At 67.7% G+C, this 25,382-nt stretch carries 26 protein-coding genes and 1 pseudogene; 21 read left to right on the top strand and 6 right to left on the bottom strand.

Annotation, left to right across the window (positions count from 1 at the left end; translation table 11 throughout):
* The first annotated feature begins 13 nt into the window (after window positions 1-13).
* The 9 genes from SROT_RS07810 to recN all read left to right on the top strand — a co-directional run bounded on the left by SROT_RS07810 (window position 14) and on the right by recN (window position 7,611).
* Entirely contained in the window at window positions 14-226 is a 213-nt protein-coding gene (locus SROT_RS07810) for a hypothetical protein (protein WP_013138473.1), read from the top strand.
* A complete protein-coding gene (locus SROT_RS07815; protein WP_013138474.1) occupies window positions 181-819 on the top strand; it encodes a DNA-3-methyladenine glycosylase in 639 nt (212 codons plus the stop codon). Before SROT_RS07810 ends, SROT_RS07815 begins: the two co-directional genes overlap by 46 nt.
* Window positions 816-2,102 (top strand): tyrosine--tRNA ligase, encoded by a 1,287-nt coding sequence (gene tyrS / locus SROT_RS07820; RefSeq protein WP_013138475.1) that lies wholly within the window; start codon window positions 816-818, stop codon window positions 2,100-2,102. The genes SROT_RS07815 and tyrS overlap by 4 nt, the downstream gene beginning before the upstream one ends.
* A gap of 425 nt (window positions 2,103-2,527) precedes the next feature.
* Window positions 2,528-3,118 carry a tetratricopeptide repeat protein gene (locus SROT_RS16485; protein ID WP_148223387.1) on the top strand — a complete coding sequence of 197 codons (591 nt, stop codon included), beginning with the start codon at window positions 2,528-2,530 and terminating at the stop codon, window positions 3,116-3,118.
* A complete protein-coding gene (locus SROT_RS07830) occupies window positions 3,115-3,948 on the top strand; it encodes an HAD-IIA family hydrolase (RefSeq protein ID WP_013138477.1) in 834 nt (277 codons plus the stop codon). The genes SROT_RS16485 and SROT_RS07830 overlap by 4 nt, the downstream gene beginning before the upstream one ends.
* A 9-nt stretch (window positions 3,949-3,957) precedes the next feature.
* On the top strand, window positions 3,958-4,122 hold the full coding sequence (locus tag SROT_RS07835) for a hypothetical protein (RefSeq protein WP_013138478.1): 165 nt from the start codon (window positions 3,958-3,960) through the stop codon (window positions 4,120-4,122).
* Window positions 4,115-4,924 (top strand): TlyA family RNA methyltransferase, encoded by an 810-nt coding sequence (locus SROT_RS07840; protein ID WP_013138479.1) that lies wholly within the window; start codon window positions 4,115-4,117, stop codon window positions 4,922-4,924. The genes SROT_RS07835 and SROT_RS07840 overlap by 8 nt, the downstream gene beginning before the upstream one ends.
* Window positions 4,917-5,864, top strand: coding sequence for an NAD kinase (locus SROT_RS07845; RefSeq protein WP_013138480.1), 948 nt, complete (start codon window positions 4,917-4,919; stop codon window positions 5,862-5,864). Before SROT_RS07840 ends, SROT_RS07845 begins: the two co-directional genes overlap by 8 nt.
* Window positions 5,854-7,611, top strand: a complete 1,758-nt coding sequence (recN, locus tag SROT_RS07850; RefSeq protein ID WP_013138481.1) for a DNA repair protein RecN — start codon at window positions 5,854-5,856, stop codon at window positions 7,609-7,611. The genes SROT_RS07845 and recN overlap by 11 nt, the downstream gene beginning before the upstream one ends.
* Before the next feature lie 545 nt (window positions 7,612-8,156).
* On the opposite strand, the pseudogene SROT_RS07855 reads toward recN, so the two are convergent.
* A pseudogene (locus tag SROT_RS07855) lies at window positions 8,157-8,354 on the bottom strand (hypothetical protein); the annotation flags it as partial.
* 195 nt (window positions 8,355-8,549) lie between these two features.
* On the opposite strand from SROT_RS07855, the gene SROT_RS07860 reads away from it, so the two are divergent.
* The 7 genes from SROT_RS07860 to ahpD all read left to right on the top strand — a co-directional run bounded on the left by SROT_RS07860 (window position 8,550) and on the right by ahpD (window position 15,109).
* Window positions 8,550-9,380 (top strand): GNAT family N-acetyltransferase, encoded by an 831-nt coding sequence (locus SROT_RS07860; protein ID WP_013138484.1) that lies wholly within the window; start codon window positions 8,550-8,552, stop codon window positions 9,378-9,380.
* A gap of 224 nt (window positions 9,381-9,604) precedes the next feature.
* Window positions 9,605-10,300, top strand: coding sequence for a lysophospholipid acyltransferase family protein (locus tag SROT_RS07865; protein WP_187288069.1), 696 nt, complete (start codon window positions 9,605-9,607; stop codon window positions 10,298-10,300).
* Window positions 10,284-11,501: a cysteine desulfurase family protein gene (locus SROT_RS07870; RefSeq protein ID WP_013138486.1), complete on the top strand. Its 1,218-nt coding sequence runs from the start codon at window positions 10,284-10,286 to the stop codon at window positions 11,499-11,501. Before SROT_RS07865 ends, SROT_RS07870 begins: the two co-directional genes overlap by 17 nt.
* Window positions 11,502-11,604: 103 nt before the next feature.
* Window positions 11,605-12,732: a tRNA 2-thiouridine(34) synthase MnmA gene (gene mnmA, locus SROT_RS07875; protein WP_013138487.1), complete on the top strand. Its 1,128-nt coding sequence runs from the start codon at window positions 11,605-11,607 to the stop codon at window positions 12,730-12,732.
* Between the two features lie 76 nt (window positions 12,733-12,808).
* Window positions 12,809-13,837 carry a uroporphyrinogen decarboxylase/cobalamine-independent methonine synthase family protein gene (locus tag SROT_RS07880; RefSeq protein WP_013138488.1) on the top strand — a complete coding sequence of 343 codons (1,029 nt, stop codon included), beginning with the start codon at window positions 12,809-12,811 and terminating at the stop codon, window positions 13,835-13,837.
* A 157-nt stretch (window positions 13,838-13,994) separates the two neighbouring features.
* The gene (locus SROT_RS07885; protein ID WP_013138489.1) at window positions 13,995-14,588 is read left to right on the top strand and encodes a peroxiredoxin; all 594 of its coding nucleotides are present in this window, start codon (window positions 13,995-13,997) and stop codon (window positions 14,586-14,588) included.
* Window positions 14,585-15,109: an alkylhydroperoxidase, AhpD family gene (gene ahpD, locus SROT_RS07890; protein WP_013138490.1), complete on the top strand. Its 525-nt coding sequence runs from the start codon at window positions 14,585-14,587 to the stop codon at window positions 15,107-15,109. Before SROT_RS07885 ends, ahpD begins: the two co-directional genes overlap by 4 nt.
* A 152-nt stretch (window positions 15,110-15,261) precedes the next feature.
* Here ahpD and SROT_RS07895 read toward each other — a convergent pair whose 3' ends face one another.
* A complete protein-coding gene (locus SROT_RS07895) occupies window positions 15,262-16,038 on the bottom strand; it encodes an SDR family oxidoreductase (RefSeq protein ID WP_013138491.1) in 777 nt (258 codons plus the stop codon).
* 141 nt (window positions 16,039-16,179) lie between these two features.
* Between SROT_RS07895 and ligA the strand changes: the two genes are divergently transcribed.
* Genes ligA through SROT_RS07915 form a run of 4 tightly spaced genes read left to right on the top strand, consistent with a single transcriptional unit; the run spans window position 16,180 to window position 21,233 of the window.
* Entirely contained in the window at window positions 16,180-18,252 is a 2,073-nt protein-coding gene (gene ligA, locus SROT_RS07900; RefSeq protein WP_013138492.1) for an NAD-dependent DNA ligase LigA, read from the top strand.
* Window positions 18,249-19,667: a dihydropyrimidinase gene (gene hydA, locus SROT_RS07905; protein ID WP_013138493.1), complete on the top strand. Its 1,419-nt coding sequence runs from the start codon at window positions 18,249-18,251 to the stop codon at window positions 19,665-19,667. The genes ligA and hydA overlap by 4 nt, the downstream gene beginning before the upstream one ends.
* Before the next feature lie 51 nt (window positions 19,668-19,718).
* On the top strand, window positions 19,719-20,744 hold the full coding sequence (locus tag SROT_RS07910; protein ID WP_013138494.1) for a TIGR03842 family LLM class F420-dependent oxidoreductase: 1,026 nt from the start codon (window positions 19,719-19,721) through the stop codon (window positions 20,742-20,744).
* Window positions 20,745-20,759: 15 nt separating this feature from the next.
* Window positions 20,760-21,233 (top strand): DoxX family protein, encoded by a 474-nt coding sequence (locus SROT_RS07915; protein WP_013138495.1) that lies wholly within the window; start codon window positions 20,760-20,762, stop codon window positions 21,231-21,233.
* Here SROT_RS07915 and SROT_RS07920 read toward each other — a convergent pair.
* Complete coding sequence (locus SROT_RS07920; protein ID WP_013138496.1) at window positions 21,167-21,892, bottom strand: YoaK family protein; 726 nt, start codon at window positions 21,890-21,892, stop codon at window positions 21,167-21,169. The genes SROT_RS07915 and SROT_RS07920 overlap by 67 nt on opposite strands.
* 203 nt (window positions 21,893-22,095) lie before the next feature.
* The gene (locus SROT_RS07925; RefSeq protein ID WP_013138497.1) at window positions 22,096-22,938 is read right to left on the bottom strand and encodes an LLM class F420-dependent oxidoreductase; all 843 of its coding nucleotides are present in this window, start codon (window positions 22,936-22,938) and stop codon (window positions 22,096-22,098) included.
* A gap of 182 nt (window positions 22,939-23,120) precedes the next feature.
* On the opposite strand from SROT_RS07925, the gene SROT_RS07930 reads away from it, so the two are divergent.
* Window positions 23,121-24,452 (top strand): aspartate aminotransferase family protein, encoded by a 1,332-nt coding sequence (locus SROT_RS07930; protein WP_013138498.1) that lies wholly within the window; start codon window positions 23,121-23,123, stop codon window positions 24,450-24,452.
* A 12-nt stretch (window positions 24,453-24,464) separates the two neighbouring features.
* On the opposite strand, the gene SROT_RS07935 is transcribed toward SROT_RS07930, so the two are convergent.
* Window positions 24,465-24,869, bottom strand: coding sequence for a DUF5313 family protein (locus tag SROT_RS07935; protein WP_013138499.1), 405 nt, complete (start codon window positions 24,867-24,869; stop codon window positions 24,465-24,467).
* Window positions 24,866-25,327, bottom strand: coding sequence for a MarR family winged helix-turn-helix transcriptional regulator (locus SROT_RS07940; protein WP_013138500.1), 462 nt, complete (start codon window positions 25,325-25,327; stop codon window positions 24,866-24,868). Before SROT_RS07940 ends, SROT_RS07935 begins: the two co-directional genes overlap by 4 nt.
* Between the last annotated feature and the right edge of the window lie 55 nt (window positions 25,328-25,382).

The following is a 25,382-nucleotide window of genomic DNA, read 5'->3' on the forward strand; positions in this document are numbered from 1 at the left end:
CTAACATCGAATCATGACCACGCCGAATCTGACGCAGCCGGTGATGATCGCCCGCGTCCCTTGGCCCGCCCACAAGGCGCTGGCGGTCTTGGCCGCTGTGGTTGTGCTGCTCGGCGCCCTTGTGCTCACCGCCTCGCACCAGCTCGCCTTCGCCCTCTCATTGACTGGTGGCATGCTCGTGTGGTGGACATTCGCGCCTCGCTTGCCGCACATCCGGTCGCAGTAGCCCGCCGAATTCTCGGCGCGCAGATCGTCTGCCGTGACGCCTCGGCCCGGATTGTGGAGGTCGAAGCCTACGGCTCTGACCCAGCGGGTTTGTGGCCCGATCCCGCCGCGCATTCCTACCCCGGCCCGACGCCGAGGAACAGGATCATGTTCGGCCCGGCTGGCCGCCTCTACGTGTATCGCAGCATGGGGCTGCATGTTTGCGCGAACGTCGTGACTGGCCCGGAGGGGTGCGGCAGCGGGGTGCTCATCCGCTCGGGGGAAATCATCTCCGGGCACCAGGGCGTGCAAGCGCGCCGTCGCGGGATCGCGGACCCCGTCCGCTGGGCGAGGGGACCGGGGAACTTCGGACAAGCGCTGGGCGTCACGCTGGCCGACGCCGGGGCGGACCTGTTGGACCCGAACTCGCCCCTGCGGTTGCAGTTCGGCGAGCCCGTGCCTGACGACCAGATTTCCACAGGTCCCCGCGTGGGGATCAGCAAGGCTGCCGCCCGGCCTTGGCGGCTGTGGATCTCGGATTCGAAAGCTGTTTCCCCGTTCCGCCCTGGGGGAAGGAAGAAACGCGCCGCCTCATTTGAGAAGATCGACTCATGACTGTTGAGCAAGTTGCGCCGTTGCAGGAACTCGGCTGGCGTGGGCTCATCGCCCAGTCCACCGACGAGCAGGCGCTCGCCGGGGCCTTCGCCAAGGGGCCGGTGACCTTTTACGCAGGCTTTGACCCCACCGCCGACAGCCTCCACGCCGGACACCTCATGCTGCTGCTGACCGCGCGCCGACTGCAACGGCTCGGCCACCGGCCGGTCCTGCTCGCGGGCGGGGCGACCGGGCTGATCGGGGACCCCAGGGAGGTGGGCGAGCGCCAGCTCGCCGACGAGGCGCTGGTCCGCGAGCGCGTCGAGCGGCTCAAGCCGCAGCTGACCAAGTTCGTCGAGTTCGACGACTCGCCGACAGGGGCGGTCTTGGCCAACAACTTGGACTGGACCGGGCAGCTGAGCGCTTTGGACTTCCTGCGCGACATCGGCAAGCATTTCTCGGTGAACGTGATGCTCGCGCGCGAGACCATTCGCAAACGCCTCGACGGCGACGGCCTCTCGTACACGGAGTTCAGCTACTTGCTTTTGCAGTCCAACGACTACTTGCAGCTGCACCGCAAGTTCGGGGCGACGCTGCAGCTCGGCGGATCGGACCAGTGGGGCAACATCGTCGGCGGCGCGGAGCTCATCCGCAGGATCGACGGCGCCCACGTCCACGCCCTCACCACCCCATTGGTGACTTCGTCCGACGGCGTGAAACTCGGCAAGTCCACCGGCGGCGGCAGCATCTGGCTGGACCCGGAAAAAACCAGCCCGTACGCGTGGTACCAGTATTTCCTCGCTGTTCAGGACTCCGATGTGGGCAAGTACCTCCGCTGGTTCACCGACCTCGACCAGGCCGAGGCGGAAGAACTGGACGAGGCCACCGCGCAGCGCCCGCATCAGCGCCTCGCCCAACGGCGGCTCGCCCAGGAGCTGACCACAATCGTCCACGGCGCCGAGGAGCTGCGCCGGGTCGAGGCGGCGAGCCAGGCGCTCTTTGGCTCGGGCGAGCTCAAAGACCTCGAACCGGCAGCGTTGGGGCAGGCTTTGGCGGAGACGCCGCTCGCCCAGGTCGTGCCCGACGGCGCGACGAGCATTGTGGATTTGCTGGTGGCGACGGGGCTCTGCGAGTCGCGCAATGCGGCCAGGCGGACTGTGCAAGAAGGCGGGGCTTGGGTGAACAACCAACGCGTCGCCGACGCCGAATGGCAGCCGTGCGAGGACGACTGGTTGCATGGGCGGTGGTTGGTGCTGCGACGGGGCAAGCGCAATTTCGCCGGAGTTTCGCGTCTTGTTGGTTGAGCACGTAGACTGAGCCGACCCGCTTGAGCGGGCAGGCGAGCCGGGAAGGACGAACTGTGGGCTTTGACCGTCCTCAACATGATTCAGGGGATCGGCGTCCTCGTGGACCCCGCCGGGAGGGCGACGGTGGTCAGTGGCAGCCTCGTGGGCCCCGCCGGGAGGGCGACGGTGGTCCGTGGCGTCCTCGTGGGCCCCGCCGTGAGGGCGATGGTGGTCCGTGGCGTCCTCGTGGGCCCCGCCGTGAGGGCGATGGTGGTCCGTGGCGTCCTCGTGGGCCCCGCCGGGAGGGCGATGGTGGTCAGTGGCGTCCTCGTGGGCCCCGCCGGGATCAGGACTCGGACGCGAATCATTCCACAGAGCCAGAGCTCTCCGAAGATTTTCAAGCGTCGGATCTCGACAGCGAGCTGCGACAAGACCTTCGCAGCTTGGACAAAGACAACGCCATGGTCGTCGCGCGCCATCTCGTCGCCGCAGAGCGCCTTGCGCTCGACGACCCTGAACAGGCCCTGGAACACGCCAGGGCGGCTCGGGCGCGCGCCTCGCGCATCGCGATTGTCCGTGAGGCTGTCGGCGTGCTCGCCTACCGCAACGCGCAATGGTCCGAAGCGCTCTCGGAGCTTCGCGCCGCGCACCGAATGGGCGGCGACGCAAGCCTCTTGCCGTTGATGGCGGACTGCGAGCGCGCCTTGGGCAGGCCAGAGCGGGCAATCGAGCTCGCGCGCAGCGAACGGGCCAAAGACTTGGACGAGGACGCCTCAGTGGAGTTGCGCATCGTGGAATCAGGAGCGCGTCTCGACCTCGGCGACATCCCTGCCGCGCTCGCCACGCTCCGCGGCGGGGACCTGGACCCCGCGCGTCGCGGCGCGGCTGCGGCGCGGCTTTTCTACGCCTACGCGGAAACTTTGTTGACCTCTGGTGACGCGCCTGAAGCGCTGATCTGGTTCCAGCACGCCCAAGAAGCGGACGAGGGCGAGGAGACCGACGCCGCAGAACGGGTCGCGGAGCTCACGCCGTGACGACTCTGGCAGAGCAGCACGACCATCTGCTCCTCGACCTCGACGGCACGCTCTACCACGGTCCGAGGCCCATCGAGAGCGCGGTGCGAGCATTGCGCGGCGGGCGTGTCCCGGTCACGTATGTCACCAACAACGCGAGCCGTTCCCCGGCCGATGTGGCCGCGGCGTTGGCCGCTATGGGATATGAGGCCTCGGCGCACGACGTGGCGACCAGCGCCCAAGCCGCCGCGGAACTGCTCGCCGAGCGGCTTGACGAAGGCGCTCGGGTCCTCGTCGTCGGCGCCGAGGCGCTGGCGGACGAGGTGCGCTTGCGCGGCCTTGTGCCGGTGCGGGCATTCGCCGAGGCTCCGCACGCGGTGGTGCAGGGCCATTCGCCGCAGACCGACTGGTCGCAGCTCGCCGAGGCGGCGCTCGCGATCCGCGCCGGCGCGCTCTGGGTGGCCTGCAACGTGGACCCGACATTGCCCACAGACAGGGGGCTGCTGCCCGGGAACGGCTCGATGGTGGCGGCTCTGAGGACTGCGACAGACCAGGAGCCCGAAATCGCGGGCAAGCCCGCGGCCGCGCTCCTGCAAGCCGCGCTGCGCCGACGTCCGGCGCGGTCCCCGTTGGTCGTCGGCGACCGGCTCGACACCGATATCGCAGGGGCGAACGCGGTCGGACTGCCGAGCCTGCTGGTGCTCACCGGGGTCAGCACGCCCGAGGACGTGCTGGCAGCCGAAGCGGATCTGCGCCCGACGTATGTCGCACAGGACCTCTCCGCGCTGGGGCGCGACGCGGACTCTTCGTCGTACGGCTCCTGGTGCGCTGGTGTCACCAATATCCGCTAACCTGGGGCTATGAGCGAGCCGCAGTTCCACGACCTCGACGGCCTCGACGGCGCCGTGGCCCGGCTCGCCCAGGAGCCGATCCCTGTGGACGAGTCCGCCTTCGAGCACGAGACGAAACTGCTGGAGCACATGCATGAGCGGCTTCTGGAAGCGCTCCAGGACGAAGATGGCTGACGCCACGACGCGGCTCGACCGCGAACTCGTGCGCAGAGGTCTCGCCCGTTCTCGCGAGCAAGCGGGTTCGCTGATCGCCCAGGGCCGGGTGTTCGCGGGCGGCAAACTCGCCAAAAAGCCCGCATGCGCGGTTTCCGAAGGGACCGAGGTGCGAGTGGAGTCGGACCCGGCCGAACCGGATTGGGCTTCCCGAGCTGGCGGGAAAATCGCCGGAGCCCTCGAACAGCTCGGCGTGGCAGTGGCCGGGCGCCGGTGCCTGGACGCGGGAGCTGCGCACGGCGGCTTCACCGATGTGCTGCTCCGTCTCGGCGCTTCGTCGGTCGCCGCCGTGGATGTGGGGCATGGCCAGCTTCTTGCTCGTCTGCGCGAAGATCCGAGGGTCGCGGTGTTCGACGGGGTCAATGTGCGGCACATGACCGAGGAGACGATTGGCGGCCAGGTCGACCTCGCCGTCGCCGACCTCTCTTTCATTTCCCTTCGCCTGGTGCTGCCCGCGCTCGCTTCGTGCGTGCGGCCCTTCGGCGAGCTGGTCGTCATGGTCAAACCCCAGTTCGAAGTCGCCAAGCACGAGATCGGGCGCGGCGGGGTGGTTCGCGACGCCCGTGCCCGGACAGCCGCTGTGCTCGCCGTCGCCGACGCCGCCGCAGCGGTCGGGTTGACGGTTCTCGGCACAGCCGTCAGCCCGGTGGCGGGGCGCAACGGGAACCTCGAAGCCTTCCTCTGGTTGCGCAAATCGCCTGGGGACCACGATTCTGCGCCACTGATCCGCGCTGGGCTGGCAGACTGGGACAGCGATGCGTGAAATTCTCATAGTCGCGAACTTGGGGCCCAAGCAACTGCCGGAGGTGGTGCCCGCAGTGGCGAGGGTCTTCAAAGAGGCAGGCGTCCGCGTCCGGGTTCTCGCGCCAGACATCGCCAGGCAGGGCAAACCGCTCGCTCCGTCCATCGCGCCGAAACTTTTCCTTGAAGAGCTGTTCAAACACGGCGAAGCCCAAGTGGTCGACCCGGAGAACGCGGCGAACGGTTGCGAGCTGGTGCTCGTGCTCGGCGGGGACGGCACCTTCTTGCGCGCCGCGGAAGTCGCCCGGCCCGCTGAAGTGCCCGTGCTCGGCATCAACTTGGGCCATGTGGGCTTCCTCGCCGAAGCAGAGGCCGAGCAAATCGAGCAGACCTTGCAGCAAGTGGTCGCCCGCGCCTACTCGATCGAACACCGCATGACCATCGACGTGACGGTGTACGAGGACGGCCGTGTTGTGGACACCGGCTGGGCATTGAACGAGGTGAGCGTCCAGAACGTCTCGCGGCTCGGCGTTTTGGAGCTCGTCGTGGAGGTGGACGGTCGCCCTGTCTGCGCTTTCATGGCCGACGGCATGCTCATCTCCACGCCGACCGGGTCCACTGCGTACGCGTATTCGGCGGGCGGGCCGATTGTGTGGCCGGACCTTGAAGCGCTGCTTCTGGTCCCGAGCAATGCGCACGCGCTGTTCACCCGCCCTATGGTGACGAGCCCGAAGGCGTGTATCGCGGTGGAGCCGACCGATGGCGGCCGCGACGGCGTCGTGGTCTGCGACGGTCGCCGGGAGATCTTCCTGCCGCCCAAGGGCCGGGTCGAGCTGCGCCGAGGCAGCACGCCGGTGCATTGGGCGCGCATCGACACGGTGCCGTTCGCCGACCGGCTCGTGCGCAAGTTCGAGCTGCCCGTGACTGGTTGGCGTGGACGGGGCGGCAAGCATGCTCAGTGAGCTGCGGATCGAGGGCCTCGGCGCGATCGCCGCCGCGCAGGTGCCGCTGTCGGGCGGGTTCACCGTGCTCACCGGCGAGACCGGCGTCGGGAAGACGATGCTCGCGGTGGGGCTGCGCTTGGTCGGCGGCGGCCGGGGCGACGCGGCCAGGGTGCGCGGCGGCGCGGAACGGGCGGTGGTCGAGGGGCGTTTCGTGCTGCCTTCGCCAGAGGTGCTGGACGACGAGTTGCGCGACTTTCTCGACAGCGCCGGGGTGGATCTGCACGACGAGGATGTGCTCGTGTTGCGCACACTCGGCAAGGACGGGCGCTCGAAAGCTTTCATCGGCGCCCGCGCGGTCCCGCTGGGCGTGCTTGCCTCGTTCGCGGAGCCCCTGCTGAACGTGCATGGCCAGCACGACCAGCTGCGACTGCTGAAAGCAGGGGAGCAACTGGGTGCCCTCGACCGGTTCGCGGGGGAGGAAATCGCCGCGCCGCTTGCGGCATGGCGCACGGCGTACGCGCGATTCGGCCAGCTCACAGCAGAACTCGCGGAACTGCGTTCGGACGAGCAAGGCCGGGCGGCCGAGGCGGACCGGCTCGCCGAAGGCGTCCGACGAATCGCCGAGGCAGATCCCAAGCCGGGGGAGGACGAAGCGCTCGCGGCGGAGATCCGTCGGCTTTCCGACCTTGACGATCTGCGCGAGCGCGCCCAATCTGCGCATGTGCTGCTCACGGGCGAAGACCCGGAGCGGGCGGACAGCGGCGCGGTCGGCGCGGCGAGTTCCCTCGGCCATGTCGGCTCCCTGCTCGCCGGGGCCGACGACGACCGGCTTCGCGAACTCGCCAACCGGGCGGAGGAAGCAGGCACATTGGTCGCGGAGCTGGCGCTCGACCTCGGCGCCTACCTCGGCGATTTGCCTTCGGACAGCTCCGCGCTCGAAGCAAAACTCGAACGCCAGGCGCAGTTGAAATCTCTTATCCGCGCCTACGCCGCCGATGTCGACGGAGTGTTGCGCTGGGCGGCTGAGGCGCAGGAGCGTCTTGAGCGGATCGGCGGCGGCGCCGAGGCCGTGGCAAAGGTCCAAGCGGAGCTCGACGCGGCAAAAGCCGAGCTGGACCGATTGGCCGGCAAGCTCACCGCAGTGCGGCGCAAAGCCGCTCAGGGGTTGCAAAATGCGGTGAACCAGGAGCTTTCCGGGCTGTCCATGGGCGGATCGAGCCTGGTGGTCGGTGTGCGGGCGGCTTCGAAATATGGGCCGAACGGCGGGGACGACATCGGCTTCGCGCTCAAGACGGCGGGTTCCGCCGAGCCGATCCCCCTCGCGAAAGGGGCTTCCGGCGGCGAGCTGTCGCGCATCATGCTGGCTTTGGAGCTTGTGCTCGCACAGGGCAGGGAACAGGTGACGATGGTCTTCGACGAGGTGGACAGCGGCGTCGGCGGCCGGGCCGCTGTGGGCATCGGGCAACGCCTCGCCCGGCTCGGCCAGCATTGCCAAGTGCTGGCGGTGACCCACCTGCCGCAAGTGGCGGCGTACGCCGACGCGCATGTGCGGATCGAGGCGGCAGAGGGCAATGCTGGCTCCGCCGCGCGCACGGACGCGGCGGCGAGCCAGGTGCGCTCGTTGACCAGGGAGGAGCGCGTCGTGGAGCTGGCTCGAATGCTCGCGGGCATGGCCGAGACCGAGACTGGCCGCGCGCATGCCGAGGAATTGCTCGCCACAGCGGAGGCGGACAAAAAACGGGGCACGGCACGCAGCGCTTCGTGATGGCGCAGCGCGGATAGACTGGGGTGATGAGGTCCAAAACGTTTCTCGTGCTCCTCCTGGCAATCGTCGCAGGCGGAACTGTCCCGCTGGGGTCGTGTTCAGCGCCGCTGGCCTGGGCTGACGCAGACCCCGATCCAGGGGCGGGCAGCGCTGGGCCGGATGTTTCGGGCTTTGACGACGACGCGGGCCCAGCCGATGACGGTCCGGACGTTGATCCGCAATTCGACGCCCCGGACGCAGGGGGAGCGCCGCCCTTCGGGGCGCCTGGCGGCTTCCCTCCGGGCGCGGGATTCGGCGGTTTGCCCCCGTTGCCGCTCATGCCGGGCTATCCGGGCGGGTCGCCGTTCGACTCGGGCGGGCAGCCTCCCCCTCCGCTACCGCTGGCGCCGGGTTATCCGGGCGGGTCGCCGTTCGACTCGGGCGGGGCGCCCCCGCAATTCGGTCCGCCCCCGCAATAAAGACCGGGGCAGACCTCTCGCCTCGGGGAAACTCCGCCGCGTGGGAAACGCGGAGTGAAAAACACTGCGGACGCGGGGCTGACTGCCGAGAGCGACGGCGGCCTGCGCCCAGAGGAAAAATTTGTTCGTGCCGAGGTCGCGCACCGTCTTGATGGTGCAAGCGGCTTTGCGCTTCTCCGCGTCTCGTTCGCGCACACCCTCGACGGCGTCGGCTGGAGCGTTCAGCAGCTCGGCGAGCGGCTTGTCCGCGTACGCCTTGTCGAGTCTTTCGTGGAAATCGGCCATGAGAGAACCTCCTTCAGAGGGGACAATCCGGCGGCCCGGGGCCGCTGCGGGCCAGTTTCGGCGCGGGACGACATATTGTCGCGCCGGTCGCCTTTCGCGCGTGCCGGGGTCGGAAATATTCGTTCATCAGATCGTCGTGAGCCGTACACCGCGGTGATGCCACGTCGAAGTAACGACTCGGTAACCGTAAGAGGCATGGGCAGTTCAGCAGTCCTTATCGCACCCGCACCGGTCGGCAGCATCCCTTCGGGACTGCCTCGCTACAGTCTCAAACTCTCCACCGAAGCAGAAGAAATCGAAGCCGTCCAGCGGCTGCGCGCTGATGTCTTCGCCAGCGAGCCCGGATTCGCCGGGGCGGCGGACTCCTTCATGGACGGGAAGGACGCGGACGCTTACGACGAGCACTGCGAGCACTTGCTCGTCTGGGAGGAAAACGCCCAGGAAGTGGTTGGCTGCTACCGGCTGCTGCCGCCGCCCGCCGCGATCGCCATCGGCGGCCTGTACACCGCGGGCGAGTTCGAGCTCTCCAGCCTCGACCCGCTGCGACCGCAGATGGTGGAGGTCGGCAGGGCGTGCGTGCGCGCCGAGCACCGCTGCGGCTCCGTCTTGGCGCTCATGTGGGCGGGCATCCTCGCCTATTTGGACCGGACCGGCTACCAATACCTGGTCGGCTGCGTCTCGGTGCCCATTCAAGAAGACCCGGCCGATGTGCCCGGCTCGCATGTGCGGGGCATTCGCGACGAGGTGCTCGTCAAGAACGCCTCGCCCTACCCGGTCTTCCCGTACCGGCCGGTGGTGCTCGACGGCCTCGGGCTTGACGACATCCCCGCGCCCGCGAAGGTGAAGTCGCCCCCGCTGATCCGGGGCTATCAGCGGATCGGGGCGAAGTTTTGCGGGGAACCCGCGCTCGACCCGGTCTTCGGGGTCGCCGATTTCGCTGTTCTGCTCGCGCTCAACGACGCCAACCGCCGCTACCTGGACCGGTTGCGCTCGGCGGCGCAGGCCGCGGAGTCGAGGCAGCGTTGAAGCCGCGCGCGAAGGCCCCGTTCCGCCAGTCCCGTCTCCCGGTCTCCCCGCCGCCTGGTTGTGACCGCAGGCCCGTTCGGGAGCAGGGGCAGGGGTGGGTCCCCGAGTGCGTCTGTTCCCGAGGATGTCTGCCGCCGCGTTCCGAGCAGGCCCCTCGTTGGCTGCAAGCCGCGCGTTGGGCCGCGCTCGCGTTGCTGATGCTCGCCTCACCGGTTCTCCTGTGCGTGGGTGTGCTTCCGGAGCGGCTGCGTCCGGCCCCGGTGCAGTGGTACGCCTGGCTCGCGGTCGGCGCGCTCGGCGTGCGGGTTCGGTTGCGCAGGGCGGAAGATCTGCCGAGCATCGGCTCTGCGAGCGGCGCGGGGGAAATCTGGGCCCCGCAGCACACCTCCTGGCTCGACGTGGTTCTTTTGCACGCGCTCACCCGGTCCACATATGTCGCCCGCAGCGACCTCATGGGCGTCCCGGTGTTGCGGACACTTGCCAAGAGGCTCAGGATGATCCCCATCGACCGGACCAAAATGCGCCAGCTCCCCGGCTTGGTCGTCGAGGCCGGGCGCCGCGTCGCGGCGGGGGAGCGCGTTGTGGTCTTCCCCGAGGCGACGACCTGGTGCGGAAAGCACCGGGGGCGTTTTCACCCAGCATTCTTCGAAGCGGCGGCGGCAACCGGCGCGCGGGTGCGCCCGATCGGGATTTGGTACGGCGACGACGCGGCAGCGCCAGACGCCGCCCCGTGTTTCGTGCTCGACGACAACGGGCTCGATTCGATCCGGCGGATCGTGCGGCACCGGGGCGTTCGGGCGAACATCTGGATCGGCCCCGCGCTCGTGGGCGCGGACCGGCGCGAGCTCGCCGAACTCGCCGAGCGCCTGGTGTTCGGACGATTGCCCGAGTACGCTGCACAGGATGTCCAAGCAGCTTGACGCAAGGTCCGCCGCCAGCGGCGCGTATTTGGACCACGCGGCGAGTTCCGCGTTGCGCCCGGAGGCTATTGCTGCGATGACCGATGCGTTCGGCCTCGTCGGCAATGCCGCTTCGGTGCACGCACATGGCCGCGCCGCCCGCCGCGCGCTTGAGGAGTCCCGCGAGTCGGTGGCTGATCGGCTGGGCGCGCTTCCTTCGGAAGTCGTCTTCACCGCCGGGGGCACAGAAAGCGACAATCTGGGGTTGAAGGGGCTGTATTGGGCGCGCCGGGCCCAGCGTCCGAGCCGTGACGTGGTGATGACGAGCGCGGTCGAGCACCATGCTGTGCTGGACGTTGTGGATTGGCTGGTGAAGAGCCAAGGCGCGCAGGCGGTGACCTTGCCCGTGGACCGCTCGGGCGCTGTGCGCCCCGACGCCCTCGCGGCGGCGCTGGCGCAGTGGGGCGAGCGTGTGGCCCTGGTGAGCGTCATGTGGGGGAACAACGAAGTCGGAACGATCAACCCGGTGGCCGAGCTCGCCGAATTGGCCAATGCCGCAGACGTTCCGTTGCATGTGGACGCCTGCCAGGCTGTGGGCCAAATCCCGGTGGGCCTCGCCGAGTCGGGGGCGGCCGCGCTGTCAGTGGCCGCGCACAAGTTCGGCGGCCCGGTCGGCGCGGGGGCGTTGGTGCTCTCCCGGCGCCATGACGCGGTCGCGCTGCTGCACGGCGGCGGCCACGAGCGGGGTTTGCGCTCCGGCACCTCGGACCTGGTGGCGATCCGGGGCATGGCTGCCGCGCTCGACGCGGCGACGGAGGATCTTGCGGGGTCGGCGGCCCGGCTTGCGCGACTGCGCGGCAGGTTGGCCGAAGGGGTGTTGCGGCTCGCGCCGGACGCCCTGCTCAACGGGGCCCCGTTGGGGGCGGGCAGGCTGCCGGGCAACGCGCATTTCAGCTTCCCCGGCTGCGAGGGGGACTCGCTGCTCATGTTGCTCGACGCGGCAGGGGTGGCGTGCTCGACGGGTTCGGCGTGCACGGCTGGTGTGGCTTCGGCCAGCCATGTCCTGCTGGCCATGGGTGTGCAACAGGAAGTCGCGCGGGCTTCGCTGCGTTTTTCCTTCGGCTGGAATTCGGCTGAGGAGGAGGTGGATCTCGCATTGCGGGCGCTGCCGGACGCGATTGCGCGCGCCAGAGCCGCCCGCCCGGACTCTGTCCCCGTGTGATGTCCGCAGGTTCGACCGCGCCATGTTTTGACCAGATCGGGTTTTGACCAGATCGGGTTTTGCGCGAGGCCAGGAGTTTGACCTGCTCAGTAGAATGATGCCCATGAAGGTTCTCGCAGCGATGAGCGGCGGAGTGGACTCCGCTGTGGCTGCCGCGCGCGCCGTTGAGGCCGGGCACGACGTCACCGGTGTGCATTTGGCGCTCTCCCGCAACCCGGACAACACCCGGGGCGGCAGCCGGGGCTGCTGCTCGGTCGAGGACTCCAGGGACGCGCGCAGGGCCGCCGACATGCTCGGCATCCCATTTTACGTCTGGGATTTCTCCGAGGCGTTCGAGCGTGAGGTCATTGACCAGTTCGTCGCCACCTACGCCGAGGGCCGCACTCCGAACCCGTGCGTCACCTGCAACGAGAAGATCAAGTTCGCCGCTCTTTTGGACCGGGCGGTCGCGCTCGGCTTCGACAAAGTGGCCACCGGGCATTACGCGCGGCTGGACGGCACGACGCTGCGCAGGGCCGTGGACGCGGACAAGGACCAGTCCTATGTGCTTGCCGTGCTCACCGCGCAGCAGCTGTCCCGCGCGATGTTCCCCGTCGGGGACACCCCGAAGCCGCGCATTCGCGAGGAGGCAGAGCGGCGCGGGCTTGCTGTGGCGCACAAACCCGACAGCCATGACATTTGTTTCATCCCCTCTGGAGACACGAAGGCGTTTTTGGGCGCCAGGATTGCCGTGCGCTCGGGGGCCGCGGCGAGGCCGGGGGAGTTCCGCGACCATCGGACCGGCGCGGTGCTCGGCCACCATGACGGCGCGATCGGTTTCACTGTCGGGCAGCGCCGAGGCTTGCGGCTCGGGAACCCGACGGGGGACGGGGTGCCGCGTTACGTCACGGCGGTGGAGCCGGAGACCGGCGTGGTCCGGGTCGGGACGATGGAAGATTTGCGGGTGTTCTCGATTTCTGTGCGCACTGCGGTTTGGAGCGGGGGAGCCGCTCCGGCCGCAGCATTCCCGTGCGTTGTGCAGATCCGCGCGCACGGAGGTTTCGCTCCTGCTCGGGTCCGCGCCGCCGGTGCAGGTTTCGAGGTCGAACTCGACGAGCCATTGGAAGCAGTCGCGTCAGGCCAGACCGTTGTGCTCTATGACCCCGACCCCGTGCTCGGCGACCGGGTGATCGGGTCTGGCGTCATCGGGGCCCCTTCGGAATTTTTGGCTCAGGGAGGTTCGGGCCAATGAGCGAGGCGCGGCGGGGCGAAAAATTCCGCAGGGAACCCGTCATCGGGGCCTCGCGCGGCGACTGCGGCGCCACCAGGTGAGCATTGCGCAGCTCGCCGCCGCGTCGAGCGGCTTCGGCGGATTTCCAGGTCGGGACGCGTGGGAGGCGGCCCGGATTGTCGTCGGCGAGCTCAGCGTCCCCTATATGCCGTTGCTGCCGGAACGAGGTTTCTGGGCTTCGGACATTGGCCGCACGAGCGCCCTGCTCACCGATTTCCCGGTCGAAGCCGGCCCGCACGGCTACCGGGTCGCTGGACGGGCGGGGGCTGATCTGCGGCGTTCACAGGATTTTCTCGACCAGGACTTCGACGCGCTCGAAGAGGTGATCGAGCGCGACGGGAGGGCTGGTTCGGCGGTGGTGGCGGAGGCGATCGGCCCGGTCTCGTTGGCGGCGGCGATCGACCTCGCGAACGGCCATCAGGTGCTGCGCGACCGAGGCGCGTTGCGCGACCTTGCTGCCTCCTTGCACGACGGTGTGCGCGCGCATGTTGCCGAGCTGCGGCGCAGGTTGCGCTGCGACGTCGTCCTGCGCTTGAACGAACCTGTTCTCCGTGACGCTCTGCGCGGCGAAATCTCGACCGTCAGCGGCCTCGGGACGTTGCCTGCCGTGCCGACCAATGCCGCTGTCGAGCTGCTGCGGCCGTTCACCGAGGCCGGCGCGGCGGGCCTGGTCCTTTCGAGTGTGATGTCCGACTCCACGCTGTCGGTGCTGCGGGAGCTGCCCGACGTCGGCGTGTGGGCCCCCTCGTTCCAGCTGTCCTCTCGGCATTACGACCAGCTGGGCTGGCTTTTTGAGGCTGGCCGCACAGTCGGCCTCGGCCTCGTTCCCTCGCGTGAGCCGGTGTTGGCGCCGGGGCAGCGCGTGCCGAGCGTCAAAGAACTGCTCGCGCCCGCGTTGACGTTGGTGGGCCAGCTCGGCTTCCCAGTGTCGGTGCTCGCGAGCACCGTGCATGTGACGCCTGTGGGAGATTTCGACCCGAACACTGGGGCCTGGGCTGCGCGCGCGCTCAAACTCACGGCGCAGGTCGCGGCGGCTTTGGCGGACGCCGCTTCGGGCGAGGGCTGACGGCGCGCGCGAAGACGGGCGGGGAGGCTTCCGCCTGTCATGTCAGCCGTGTACGATTGCCGCCGAGGCTTTTGTTGGAATCAATCCAATACTTGACTCTTTCCAAAATTGGCGATATGCTGACAGCGCGAACATCCAACGAACTAAGGAGAAAAGCATGGCCCTGTTGACCATCGGCGACCAATTCCCTGCGTACAAGCTCCAGGCCGTCGTTCCCGGCGATTTGTCGCAGGTGAACGCCCAGAAGCCGGACGACTACTTCACCACGGTCGATTCCGCTGAGAACTCGGGCAAATGGCGGATCGTGTTCTTCTGGCCGAAAGACTTCACGTTTGTCTGCCCGACCGAGATCGCCACGTTCGGCAAGCTCAACGCCGACTTCGAAGACCGCGACGCCATCGTGCACGGTGTTTCCGTCGACAACGAGTTCGTCCACTTCCAGTGGCGCGCCCAGCACGACGACCTCAAAAAGCTCCCCTTCCCGATCCTGTCGGACCTCAAACGCGAGCTTGCGACTGCCGCCGGCGTGCTCAACGCGGACGGCGTCGCCGACCGCGCCACCTTCATCGTCGATCCGAACAACGAGATCCAGTTCGTCTCTGTGACCGCTGGCTCCGTCGGGCGCAACGTCGAAGAGGTGCTGCGGGTGCTCGACGCGTTGCAGTCCGACGAGCTGTGCGCCTGCAACTGGAAGAAGGGCGATCCGACGATCCAGGTCAAGGAGGCCCTCGCCGAGGCTGTGTCGGCATGAGCGTCGAGGCTGTCAAGGAGGCGTTGCCCGAGCACGCGAAAGACCTCAAGCTCAACTTGGGCTCCATCGTCCGCTCGACCGTCCTGTCAGAACAACGGCTTTGGGGCACGATCCTCGCGACGGCGGCCGCTTCTCGTTCGGCGAAGTTGCTGAAAGAAGTGTCCGAAGACGCGCTGGACATCCTCTCCGCAGAAGCGGCCGAGGCCGCGCTCGGCGCGGCGGCGGTCATGGGCATGAACAATGTGTTCTACCGCACCAGAGGCTTCCTCAACGGAGCCTACGACGACCTTCGCGCGGGGTTGCGGATGAACATCATCGCCAATCCCGGCGTCCCCAAGGCCGATTTCGAGCTGTGGTCGCTCGCGGTGTCCGCGGTGAACGGCTGCAGCCATTGCGTGGTCTCGCACGAGGCGACGCTGCGCGAGGAAGGGGTCTCCCGCGAGGAAATCCTGGAGGCGGTCAAGGTCGGGGCGATTCTCGCCGGTGTGGGCCAGGCCCTCACCACTGCGCAAGCGCTCTGAGAACTGCGCAAGCGCTCTGAGAACTGCGCAAGCGCTCTGAGAACTGCGCAAGCGCTCTGAGAACCGCGCAAGCGCTCTGACGCGCCCCTGCGACTCGGGTGTGGTCCCCAGCCGTTCGGCTGGGGACCACACCCGAGTCGTTTTCGCTTTCTTCAGCTGCCCCCGGCCAACTCTTCGACCCAGTCCGCGCCGCCGACGTAGCGGACATGCCCGTTGGGGACGTGCGCCTCGGCCTCGGCGACTATCTCGGCTGCGAACTCCTCCACGGTCGGCAGGCCGCCCGCCGCTGTTTTGCGGGCTTCGACCTCCTCGGGGTTGCGCCGGCCGAGCAACATGACCATCGTGGTGCCTTCGATCATGTCGCCAGAGACCACGACGAGGCTCACCCCTTGTCTTTCCAGCGCCGGAATGCGGGCGAGCACAGCGTCCTCGCCCGCCCGCTTGCTCTCCGCGATGGGCTTGTACTGCTCGGGGACGGGTTTGTGCGGGTAGAAGTGCGCTTGATGGCTCGTGACGAACACGACACGGGAACCGCGCGGCATGATCGCCAGCGCTTGTTCCAGCAGACGCGTCTGCGCGTCGCGGTTGATGAGCATGGGGTAATCCGCGGCAGCCCCCGGTTCGAGTCCGCCTGAGGCGTTGAGGATGAGAAGGTCCAAGGAGCCGTACTGCTCTCGGATCTTCGAGATGAGCCGTGCGCGGTCGGCCTCGTCGGTGACGTCCCCGCCCAAGGCCGCCGCCGCGCCGCCGTTCGCCCGGATCTGTTCGACGATCTGATCGGCGCGTTTGCGCTTCTCCCGGTAGTTCACGACCACCGTGGCGCCTTTCGCCGCGAGTGCGACGGCGGTCTGCGCTCCGATGCCCCGAGACGCTCCGGTGACCAGTGCGATTGCGCCGTCGAGACGCGGGGGGTTCTGCGGTTCGGCCATGCGTTCCTCCTTGGGGTCAAAGCGGTTCATTCTAGAGCAGGCCCGCGCGAGAGGAGGACGGGAACAGCGCGCGCCGACTTCGGCGACGGCGACCAGCTCGACGCCCGCTGCAGTGTCGGATCTTTCGATTAGGCTTTGCGCATGAGCAAAGGCAAGGCGCCCGCGCGGCTCGACCCCGCGCAGCGGTGGCGTGCGCTGGCCGACGAGATCCGCGAGCACCAGTTCCGGTATTACGTGCTGGACTCGCCGACGGTCACCGACGCGCAGTTCGACGTGCTCTTGCGCGAGTTGCAGGAACTTGAGGAGGAGCACCCCGAGCTCGCGTCGGCGGATTCGCCGACCAAACTTGTCGGCGGGGCGGGTTTCACCACTGATTTCGCCGAGGTCGGACATATCGAGCCGATGTTGTCCCTGGACAATGTCTTCGACGAGGAGGGCCTGCTCGCTTGGGCGCAACGGACGTCGAACGCCGCGGAGCGGGCGATCCGGTTCGAGTGCGAACTGAAGATCGACGGCCTCGGGGTGAGCCTCGTGTATGAGCACGGCCGCCTTGCGCGGGCCGCCACCAGAGGCGACGGCAGGACCGGGGAGGACGTGACTCTGAACGTGCGCACCATTGGCGATGTGCCGCACGAATTGCGCCTGGCGCCAGGGGAGGCCCCGCCAGAGCTGCTCGAAGTTCGCGGCGAGGTGTTCTTCCGGCTCAAGGACTTCGAAGCGCTCAACGCCTCGCTGGTCGCGGAGGGCAAACCCCCGTTCGCGAACCCCCGCAACAGCGCAGCGGGCTCCTTGCGGCAAAAGAACCCTGCCGTCACCGCCAAACGCAATCTGACGATGCTGTGCCACAGCTTCGGCGCGACGAGCTCCTGGAAACCGGCCACTCGCAGCGCCGCGTACGAAAAGCTCCGCGAATGGGGGCTGCCGGTCTCGGAGTACAACACCACGCTCGACACCCCCGAGGCTGTGTTGGAGCACATCCGCGCCTGGGGGAACAGACGCGCCGAGATCGCCTACGAGATCGACGGCCTCGTCGTGAAGGTGGAAGAGATGGACCTGTACGGCCAGCTCGGCCACACCTCGCGCGCGCCGAGATGGGCCATCGCCTACAAATACCCGCCCCAAGAAGTGCAGACCAAGCTCCGCGACATCCGGGTGAATGTGGGCCGCACGGGCCGGGTCACCCCGTTCGCGTTCATGGACCCGGTCCTCGTGGCCGGGTCCACGGTCAGCCTCGCGACGCTGCACAACGCCTCCGAAGTGGAGCGCAAAGGCGTGCTCATCGGCGACACGGTCGTGCTCCGCAAAGCCGGCGATGTGATTCCCGAGGTCTTGGGCCCGGTGGCGGCGTTGCGCGACGGGACAGAGCGGCAGTTCGTCATGCCGGACGTCTGCCCGGAATGCGGCACAAAGCTCGCCCCGGCGAAGGAGTCCGACGTCGACATCCGATGCCCGAACGCCCGCACATGTCCCGCGCAGCTGCGCGAGCGGGTGTTCCACGTCGCAGGCCGAGGAGCGTTCGACATCGAGGCTCTCGGCTACGAGGCCGCGACCGACTTGCTCAAACACCAGGTCATCGAGGACGAGGGGGATCTGTTCGACCTCGACGAGCAACGGCTGCTGCGCACGGAGATCTTCGTCAACACATCGGGAAAGAACGCGGGCAAGCTCTCTGCGAACGGCCAGAAGCTTCTGCACAACCTCGAACAGGCGAAAAACCGCGACCTGTGGCGTGTGCTCGTCGCGCTCTCCATCCGCCACGTCGGCCCCACCGCCGCCCGCGCCCTCGCGACGAGGTTCGGGTCTGTGGACGCGATTTTTTCGGCGGACGAACAGACCCTGGCCGAAGTGGACGGCGTCGGCCCCACCATCGCCGCTTCGGTCATCGAATGGTTCCAGGTGGACTGGCACCGCTCCATCCTCGCGCGATGGGCCGCGGCAGGGGTGAAGATGGCCGAGGAACGAGAGGAGTTGCCGCAGACGCTCGCTGGCCTGACCATCGTGGTCACGGGCTCCTTGGAGGGGTTCACCAGGGAGAGCGTCCAAGAGGCGATCATCGCGCGCGGCGGCAAAGCTTCCGGCTCGGTCTCCAAAAAAACCTCGTACGTGGTCGCTGGTGAGGGCGGGGGCTCCAAGCGCGAGAAAGCGGAGCAACTCGGCGTGCCGGTCATCGACGAGGCGGCCTTCCTGAAACTTCTGCGAGGAGAACAACTGTGAGCACCATGCTGATCCACGGCGGCCTTGTGGTCACGCCGAACGGCAAGCACCACGCCGACGTGCTCATCGACGGGGAGCGCGTCGCCGCCCTCCTCGCCCCCGGCTCCGCCGTTCTGGGCTCGGACCTGAAAAGCACCGTTGACGCCGTTGTCGACGCCACAGGCAAATATCTCATCCCTGGCGGGATCGACGCCCACACGCACATGCAGATGCCGTTCGGCGGCACGCAAGCGTCGGACACCTTCGCGACCGGAACCCAGGCCGCGGCCTGGGGCGGCACGACCACCATTGTCGATTTCGCCATTCAAAAGCCGGGCGAGCGCGTTCTCGACGCGCTGCAAGCCTGGCACCGCAAGGCCGACGGGCAATGCGCCGTGGACTACGGCTTCCACCAGATCCTCGGCGGCGTGGACGAGGACGCCCTGGCGTCGCTCGAAGCCCTTGTCGCGGAGGGCGTCACGAGTGTGAAACTCTTCATGGCGTACCCCGGCGTGTTCTACAGCGACGACGCGCAGATCCTCAAGACGATGCAGCGCAATGCCGAACTCGGCGTCCTCACCATGATGCACGCCGAGAACGGGATCGCCATTGACGAACTGGTGCGCCAAGCCCTCGCCAAAGGCCAGACCGACCCGGTGCACCACGGTCTGACCCGGCCGTGGCAGTTCGAGGAAGAGGCGACCCATCGCGCGATCCGCCTCGCCGACGTGGCAAGGGCCCCGCTGTACGTCGTCCACGTCTCGGCCCGTCAGGCGATGGCGCGCATCGCCGAGGCCCGCTCGTCGGGGCAGAACGTCTTCGGGGAAACCTGCCCGCACTACCTGTGGCTCTCCCTGGAGGAGCAGCTGGGCGCGCCGGGGTTCGACGGCGCGAAATGGGTCTGCTCGACACCGCTGCGCCCGAGGGCCGAGGGCCATCAGGACGGCCTCTGGCAGCATCTGCGGGCAGGGGAGGTGACCGCGGTGGCAACCGACCATTGCCCGTTCTGCCGCAACCAGAAAGAGCTCGGCGTCGGCGACTTCTCGAAGATCCCCAACGGGATCGGCTCGGTCGAACACCGCATCGACCTCATCTACCAAGGCGTCGCCTCTGGCAAGATCACCGCGGAGCAGTGGGTCCGGGTCTGCTCGACCGAGCCTGCCCGGATGTTCGGCCTGTATCCGCGCAAAGGCGTGATCGCCCCTGGCTCTGACGCGGACATCGTTCTCTACGACCCCAAAGGCACGACGCAGATCGGGGTCGGCAAGACGCACCACATGAACATGGACTACTCCGCCTATGAGGGCTGGGAGGTCCAGGGCAAGGTGGACACGGTCATCTCCCGAGGCTCTGTGCTCGTTGCCAACGGGGTGTTCCACGGCCGAGCGGGCCACGGGAAGTACCTCCAGCGCGGCCACGCCCAAAACCTTGTGTGACTGATCGGTCCGCGTTGGCGCGCCCCGCCGCCGCGCGTGCGAAGATGAACCATGGATTTCGGACTCGTGCTGCAGCTGCACCATCCGCCTGCGCGCACGGTGGAACTCGCGAAGACAGCGGAGAGCTACGGCTTTCACTCTGTGTGGGCTTTCGACTCGCACATCCTGTGGGAAGAGTGCAACGTCGTGTTCGCGGCCATCTTGGAGCGGACCCACAAGCTTGTGGTCGGGCCATTGGTGACCAATCCGGTCACCCGCCACCCCACGGTCACCGCGTCCACGTTCGCCACGCTCAACGACCTCTACGGCAATCGCACGATCTGCGGCATCGGCCGGGGCGATTCGGCCCTGCGCACCCTTGGGCGCGCCCCCTGCACCATCGCCGAGCTGCGCGATGCGGTGCGGATCATCAAAGGGCTCGGCAACGGGGAGGCGGTCGAACACGGCGAAAGCACGCTGCGCCTGCCATGGGCGCGCGAATCGCGGCTGCCCGTGTGGGTCGCCGCGTACGGCCCGAAAATGCTCGCGGTCGCCGGTGAAGTCGCAGACGGGCTGATCGTGCAGCTCGGCGACCCCGACCTCGCGCTGTGGATGATGGAGCACGTGCGCGCGGCGGCGGACAACGCGGGCCGCGACCCTGGGTCGATCAAATTCTGCGTTGCGGCTCCCGCGTATGTCACCGGCGCGCACGGGGACGTGGAACATGCCCGCGAGCAGTGCCGTTGGTTCGGCGCGATGGTCGGCAATCATGTCGCCGACATCGTCGAGCGGTACGGGGCCGGCGGGGCGGCGGTCCCAAAAGCGTTGTCGGACTATGTCGCGTCCCGCGAAAGCTACGACTACAACCAGCACGGCCAGGCGGGCAACACCCACGCGCAGTACGTCCCCGACTCGATCGTGGACCGGTTCTGCTTGCTCGGCGGCCCTGAGGAGCACATTGCGCGGCTGCGCGAGTACCAGGATCTCGGCGTCGACCAGTTCGCCCTGTATTTGCAGCATGACGCGCCGACGGAGACGTTGCGGGCCTACGGGGAGAAGATCCTCCCGGCCCTGCGCGAGGACAAAGCTCTCGGTTGACCAAGGAGGCCTGCGGTGCGTGAGACAGCGAGAAGTCTTGTGGACTTGGTGACGCGTGTGTCTGTCGGATATTTGTTCGTCAGCGGCGCGCTCGACCACAAGATCACGGGCACGAGGTTCGTGCGCTCGTTCCAGGATTGGGGGTTCCCGCAGCCGCAGTTGCTGGCCCCGGCAGTGGGCTGGTGCGAGTTGGTCTTCGGGGCGCTTTTGGCTCTCGGCGCGTTCTCGCGCCTGTCCGCCTCGGTCCTCGCCGCTGTCATGGTGGGCTCGCTGTGGAAGCCGGTCGTGCCGCAACTGCGGCACGACCACCCTGGTCTCGGGGATTTCCTCAGCGCCCTTGCGTACACCCCGGAATGGCTCTTGCTGCTGTTGTTGCTCGGGTTCGCGCTCCTCGGCAGCGGCCCGCACAGCGTGGACTGGCGCTATGCGTCGCGCAAGGGCGGGCGTTCATCGGCCGGCGGGTTGAAACGTTCGTGCAGATGGGTGTAGATGCTGACCACCAGGCACACCCCGGCTGCGGTCGCGAGCATGCTGAACCCGGTTTCGATCCTGCTGAGCAACCCGCCGCAGAGCGCCCCGGAGGCGAAGGAGAGGAGCAGAAGGAAATAGCCCAGCCATTCGGAGTAGTCGCCGCCGCTGATGTGCCGCTCGATGCCTTGCCCCATCTTGACCCATGTGCCCGTCACATAGCTGAGCGGGATGGACACCTCGCCGCTTGCGTTGTTGAACGACGTGTTCAACGCGCCGACCCCGAAAGCGACGAAGAGGACGGTGTACAAGTCGATGTTCTCTGAGCCCCAGTCGACGATCGCGTCGAAGACGGCAGCCGCGATCAACGCGAGCGTGGCGAGCATGGTCGGGCCGTGCGGATGCCCCGACCAGAAGTGCCGACGGCAGAGCGAGGCGACGACCACCCCGCTGAGAAAGGAAAGCAGGATCAAGGCCGCCGCGACACCGAACGCCCCCTGGCCTCGGAAATAACTCAGCACCGCGCGCTCGGTGTTGCCGGTCATGAAGGTGACGAAATAGCCCTCGGTGTGGATGAACGCCGAGGCGCCGAGCAGGCCCGCCAAGGCGGCGAGAACCCACGAGAGGCGGGCTTCTCCGTCGAACAAGGCTTTCCTGCGCTCTTCGCTGGGCTGTTTCACGCTCGCGGTCCTCCGTCAGTGTGGGTGTTCCTCATGATCAGAACACCAGCATAGCCAGAACCTGAGGAATTGATCGTGTGATCGGCAACCCACTCGGCGGCGCCATGCGGACATGACAGAGTCCTCGCGCATCGGCGAGGCCGATTTCCGCGGCGTCCGGTGGATGGTGCTTCTGCGCCGCTGCCAGTTCTGAGGCGGACCAGTCAGGCGTTGACCTGGGACACCGCCTCGGCGAGCGGTTCGAGCACCGCGGGGGTGTGCGGCGGCGGGAGGTAGAAAATGGCCAGATCGACCCCGGCGGCCTTGAAGGCCGCAGTCTCCGCCGCGGTCTTCGCGTAGTCGTGGTCTTCGCTCAGACGAATATGCGTCGAGGTGGTGATCTCTTTCGGATCGCGGCCGACGGCGGCGCAGTGCTCGTGCAGGATCGCGAGTTTGCGGGTGAAGTCCTCGGGCGACCCATTCGGGACGTTCCAATGCTGCGCGTACTGGGCGACGAAGCGCAAGGTCTTTTTCTCGCCGCCGCCGCCGATGCAGATCGGCGGATGCGGCTGCTGCACGCCTTTGGGCTCGTTCCTGGCCTCGTGGAGCTGGTAGTGCTTGCCGTCAAAGGTCGTCGTCTCTTGTGTGAGCAGGCTGATGAGGATCTGGGTGGCCTCCTCGAAGCGCTCGAAGCGTTCCTTGACGGAGCCGAGTTCGATGCCGTACGCGCCGGACTCCTCCTCGTTCCACCCGGCGCCGATGCCCAGCTCCAGGCGGCCGTTCGAGATGATGTCGAGCGCAGAGGCCATGTTCGCGAGGACTGCGGGATGGCGGTAGTGGATTCCGGTGACCATGACGCCGACGCGCAGGCGCTTGGTCGCCTGGGCGAGCGCGGCCAGGGTCGTCCAGCCTTCCAAACATGGCCCTGTGGAGTCGGAGAAGATCGGGTAGAAGTGGTCGAAGTTCCACGCCGACTCGAAAAGCTCGATGTCGTCGGCGCTCTGCCACACGGCGAGCATGTCCGACCAGGTGGTGTGTTGGGGCGAGGTTTTGAGGGCGAACCGCATACACGCACCCTAGAACCTGGAGCGCTCTCCACGTCAAGGGGCTTGTCCGCGCAGCGGCTTCCCGAGGCTGCTCCTGGGAGCCAGCTCCCAGGAGCAGCCCGGTCGGCCCCGCGCGGCGAGCGCGGGGAACGCGACCACATAGAATCAAGGGCAAGCCCACCAAGCCAGAAAAGCAGGATTCGATGACACAGACCCATAACCCCGCCGAACTCGGCGCGCGCGTGCACGCCGACGACCGCGCCCACGTCTTCCACTCCTGGAGCGCGCAGGCGAAGATCAACCCTGTGCCGATCGCAGGTGGGGAAGGCTCGTGGTTCTGGGATTTCGAGGGGAACCGCTACCTGGACTTCAGCTCGCAGCTCATCAATGTGAACATCGGGCACGCGCACCCCAAAGTGGTCGAAGCGATTGTCGCCCAGGCCCGCAAGCTCCCGACGTTGCAGCCCGCTTTCTCGAACGAGGCAACAGCCACCCTCGCCCGGCTCATCGCCGAACGATCGCCAGACCCCGCCAGCAAAGTCTTCTTCACCACCGGCGGCCAAGAGGCCAACGAGCACGCGATCCGCATCGCGCGCCGGTTCACCGGACGGGACAAGATCCTTGCCGCCTACCGCTCTTACCACGGCGCGGGCGGGCAGACGATCGGGATCACGGGTGAGCAGAGGCGGTGGGCGAACGAGCCGACCGGGGTCAACGTCGGACGCTTCTTCGGCCCGTATTTGTACCGCTCCGCGTTCCACGCGACGACTGCGGCGGAAGAATCCCAGCGGGCTTTGGAGCACTTGCGGCACGTGATCGAGTTCGAGGGGCCGCAGACGATCGCGGCGGTGATCCTTGAGCCGGTGCCTGGTTCGCCCGGCGTCCTCGTCCCGCCGCCCGGCTATGTCGCCGGGGTGGCCGAACTGTGCCGCAAACACGGGATCTTGTTCATCGCCGACGAGGTCATGGTGGGCTTCGGCCGTGTCGGGGAATGGTTCGCCTCCCATGGGGCGTTCGGGGCCGAGCCGGACCTCATCACCTTCGCGAAAGGCGTGAACTCCGGCTATGTCCCGCTTGGCGGCGTCGTCATCCCCGACCGGGTCGCCTCGTATTTCGACGAGCGCCCGTATCCGGGCGGGCTCACGTACGCGGGGCATCCGCTCGCGTGCGCGGCGGGGGTCGCCTCCATCGAGTTGTTCGAGGAGGAGCAGTTGCTGCCGAAAGCGCGCGAGGTCGGCGAAAGCGTTCTTGGCTCCGGCCTGCGCGCCCTGGCGGACAAGCACGGCCTGGTCGGCGAGGTCCGCGGGCGTGGTTTCTTTTGGGCTCTGGAGCTGGTCGCCGACCGCGCCACCCGTGAGCCGCTCGCTGTCGAGAAGGTGGCCGAGATCGTCGGCGCCGCGAAGTCGCGCGGCGTGTGGGTGTTCGCCCCCGCGAACCGTATCCACGTCGCCCCGCCGCTCACCGCGAGTGTGGAGGAGCTGCAGATCGGCGTCGCGGCCCTGGACGAGGCGCTCGCCGCAGTCGCCGCAGGCTAGCTCGGAGCAGCGCTAGCCCTGCTCGTGGGGCTCGACCCCGTAGATTTCGAGGTAGCGCGCGCGGGATTCCTCTCGGGCGCGCGCAATCTTCGGGTTCTCCAGATCTGCGGGAAGGCCGTGCTTGACGAGCCGGGACACTCGGTTCTGCTTCATGTACGCCCCGGAGAAGACCAAAGCCAGGATGGCCATCAGCAGCACCATCGCGCAGCGCAGCCAGAATTGCCCTGGCACAAACACGAGGATCAGCGCGAAGATCGGCAAGAACGGGACCATGCTGCGCAGCAGGTGCCGGGGCGCGGCCCAGTCGCCCGTCAGATCGTTCTTGACCCAGTCCTGCATCGAGTGCGGCAGGGCGCGTCCGTGCGCGTACCCCCACCATTGCAGAACGTTGGGCCGGCGCTTGTCTGATGTGCTCATAGTGGCAGGGCTCCTGCTTGGATCGCTTTTTGGTTGATGCTGGTGAGGACCCGGTGCAGCTCGCCGAGCTCGTCCCAGTTCGAGCCGAGTCGCGCGATGACCTGCTCGGGCACGCCGAGCGCTTGCTGGCGCAGCGCGACGCCGTCCGCGGTGAGTTCGATGTCGAGTTGGCGCTCGTCGTTGGCGTTGCGCAGCCGTGTGAGCAGGCCTGCGGACGCAAGCCGTTTGAGCAGGGGGGAGATCGTCGCCGAGTCGAGTTGCAGCGCCGCCGCGAGCTCTTTGACCGATTGGGGCGACTTCCCCCAGAGCGCGAGCATGACGAGGTACTGGGGATGGGTCAGGCCGAGCGGGGCGAGAATCGGCCGGTAGACCGACAGGATGGCTCGGTTGGCGACGGCGAGCGCGAAGCATGCCTGGCGTTCGAGGGCTAACGGGTCGTCGAGATCAGTTGCGGCCATGAGAAAATTATATCACGAACAATTCGTGTGCTAACTATTTGTGGTCGAACAAATT

This window comes from Segniliparus rotundus DSM 44985 (assembly GCF_000092825.1).
Taxonomy (GTDB): Bacteria; Actinomycetota; Actinomycetes; order Mycobacteriales; family Mycobacteriaceae; genus Segniliparus; species Segniliparus rotundus.

What these genes read in the sequence shown, in the direction of transcription:
- SROT_RS07810 (WP_013138473.1), top strand. Translation starts at nt 14, where the DNA reads ATGACCACGCCGAATCTGACGCAGCCGGTGATGATCGCCCGCGTCCCT.
- tyrS (WP_013138475.1), top strand. Translation starts at nt 816, where the DNA reads ATGACTGTTGAGCAAGTTGCGCCGTTGCAGGAACTCGGCTGGCGTGGG.
- SROT_RS07835 (WP_013138478.1), top strand. Translation starts at nt 3,958, where the DNA reads ATGAGCGAGCCGCAGTTCCACGACCTCGACGGCCTCGACGGCGCCGTG.
- SROT_RS07840 (WP_013138479.1), top strand. Translation starts at nt 4,115, where the DNA reads ATGGCTGACGCCACGACGCGGCTCGACCGCGAACTCGTGCGCAGAGGT.
- SROT_RS07845 (WP_013138480.1), top strand. Translation starts at nt 4,917, where the DNA reads ATGCGTGAAATTCTCATAGTCGCGAACTTGGGGCCCAAGCAACTGCCG.
- recN (WP_013138481.1), top strand. Translation starts at nt 5,854, where the DNA reads ATGCTCAGTGAGCTGCGGATCGAGGGCCTCGGCGCGATCGCCGCCGCG.
- SROT_RS07860 (WP_013138484.1), top strand. Translation starts at nt 8,550, where the DNA reads ATGGGCAGTTCAGCAGTCCTTATCGCACCCGCACCGGTCGGCAGCATC.
- SROT_RS07870 (WP_013138486.1), top strand. Translation starts at nt 10,284, where the DNA reads ATGTCCAAGCAGCTTGACGCAAGGTCCGCCGCCAGCGGCGCGTATTTG.
- mnmA (WP_013138487.1), top strand. Translation starts at nt 11,605, where the DNA reads ATGAAGGTTCTCGCAGCGATGAGCGGCGGAGTGGACTCCGCTGTGGCT.
- SROT_RS07885 (WP_013138489.1), top strand. Translation starts at nt 13,995, where the DNA reads ATGGCCCTGTTGACCATCGGCGACCAATTCCCTGCGTACAAGCTCCAG.
- ahpD (WP_013138490.1), top strand. Translation starts at nt 14,585, where the DNA reads ATGAGCGTCGAGGCTGTCAAGGAGGCGTTGCCCGAGCACGCGAAAGAC.
- SROT_RS07895 (WP_013138491.1), bottom strand. Translation starts at nt 16,038, where the DNA reads ATGGCCGAACCGCAGAACCCCCCGCGTCTCGACGGCGCAATCGCACTG.
- ligA (WP_013138492.1), top strand. Translation starts at nt 16,180, where the DNA reads ATGAGCAAAGGCAAGGCGCCCGCGCGGCTCGACCCCGCGCAGCGGTGG.
- SROT_RS07910 (WP_013138494.1), top strand. Translation starts at nt 19,719, where the DNA reads ATGGATTTCGGACTCGTGCTGCAGCTGCACCATCCGCCTGCGCGCACG.
- SROT_RS07925 (WP_013138497.1), bottom strand. Translation starts at nt 22,938, where the DNA reads ATGCGGTTCGCCCTCAAAACCTCGCCCCAACACACCACCTGGTCGGAC.
- SROT_RS07930 (WP_013138498.1), top strand. Translation starts at nt 23,121, where the DNA reads ATGACACAGACCCATAACCCCGCCGAACTCGGCGCGCGCGTGCACGCC.
- SROT_RS07935 (WP_013138499.1), bottom strand. Translation starts at nt 24,869, where the DNA reads ATGAGCACATCAGACAAGCGCCGGCCCAACGTTCTGCAATGGTGGGGG.
- SROT_RS07940 (WP_013138500.1), bottom strand. Translation starts at nt 25,327, where the DNA reads ATGGCCGCAACTGATCTCGACGACCCGTTAGCCCTCGAACGCCAGGCA.